The organism is Sphingobium xenophagum NBRC 107872 (genome assembly GCF_000367345.1).
GTDB lineage: Bacteria > Pseudomonadota > Alphaproteobacteria > Sphingomonadales > Sphingomonadaceae > Sphingobium > Sphingobium xenophagum.
In genome coordinates this window covers 1-1,405 of the sequence record NZ_BARE01000129.1, presented here as the reverse complement: position 1 = coordinate 1,405, position 1,405 = coordinate 1, and the positions used below count along the sequence as shown (strand labels likewise).

Annotated in this window: 1 protein-coding gene; it reads right to left on the bottom strand. The window is 57.6% G+C overall.

Annotation, left to right across the window (positions count from 1 at the left end):
* Positions 1-283 precede the first annotated feature (283 nt).
* The gene (locus SX1_RS22190; RefSeq protein WP_026150064.1) at positions 284-1,327 is read right to left on the bottom strand and encodes an IS110-like element ISShsp1 family transposase; all 1,044 of its coding nucleotides are present in this window, start codon (positions 1,325-1,327) and stop codon (positions 284-286) included.
* Positions 1,328-1,405: the final 78 nt, after the last annotated feature.

Genomic DNA, 1,405 nt, shown 5'->3' with positions numbered 1-1,405 from the left:
CATATGTGGACGGCTCCCTCTTGCAAGGGCTGAACGGAAAATTTGATCGGATCGCTTGCTTCCATATGTCCGGCCTTTCGGTGCGGTCGCACGTGACCGCTGGCCAAGATGGTTTCCGCGGTGTGTGTTCCCAACAAGGCAGCGGCCTGTGATGGCCATTGGAACTGACGGAGTGTCACACGCCTCGGATCGATCGATCGCACCATCTGCTCTCTTCATGCAAGATCACGGATCAGCTCAGTACGATAGCATTGATATTTTGCTCATCGTCCCTGGCTAATTCTTATGCTGCTACCGCAGTTAGCGCGGGCGGCGCGACGCACTGGTATCGCTCGCCGCTCACCATGAGTTTCCACGCGACACGTGCGGCTTTGTTAGCAACGGCAACCGCAACGAGCTTAGGCGATTTTCGTGCAATCAAGCCGATAAGCCACGGTGTTAGATTCCTGCCTCGCCCATTGCGGGCGTGCTGAACGACTGCGGTGGCTCCGACCACGAGCGTGCTTCTGAGAAGCTCATCACCAGCGCGAGTGATAACGCCGTGTCTTGTCTTGCCGGCGGTCGAGTGATCTTTGGGGGTCAGGCCCATCCATGCCGCAAAATCCCGACCGGATTTGAATAGATGCGGATCGGGCGTTTTCATCATGAGCAAGGTCGCGCCGATAGGCCCAACGCCGGGAATTTTGGCCAGTCGCTGACTACATTCGTCGTTGCGATGCCATTCCATCAGCTTCGCGTCGATCCGTTCGATCTCGCACTGGAGCTGCGCATATTCCTTTCCCTGCAGCGCAAAAAGTTCGCGCGCCAATTCGGGTATCGTTTCATCTTCCGCGATGCACTCGAGAAGCGGTACGACGCGACATGCACCCGTCGCCGCGGTGATGCCGAACTCCGCGCCATACCCTCGTATAGCGTTGACGAGCTGGGTGCGCTTCTGAATAAGCCTTTCGCGCACCCCGACCAACATGAGCGCGGCCTGTTGTTCTGCAGTCTTTACCGGAACGAAGCGCATTGTTGGGCGGCTCACCGCTTCGCAGAGAGCTTCGGCATCCGCAGCGTCGTTCTTGCCGCGCTTGACGTAGGGCTTCGCTAATTGCGGCGCGATCAACCTTACATCATGCCCGAGCGATCCGAGAAGACGAGCCCAATGATGTGAACTGCCGCATGCCTCGATAGCGACGAGGGTGGGTGGCAGCTTTTCGAAAAACCGAATCATCTCTCGGCGCGTCAACTTCTTGCGCAGCACTGGCTTCTCCGCTGCATCGACGCCATGCAGTTGAAAAACGTTCTTTGACGTATCCATGCCTATGCGGGTAATTTGCTCCACGGGCGGCTCCCTTGATTGAGTCTTGCAACGCACTCACTCTGGCACATTGCGATGCCGTTGGGAGCCGTCCACCCCAAC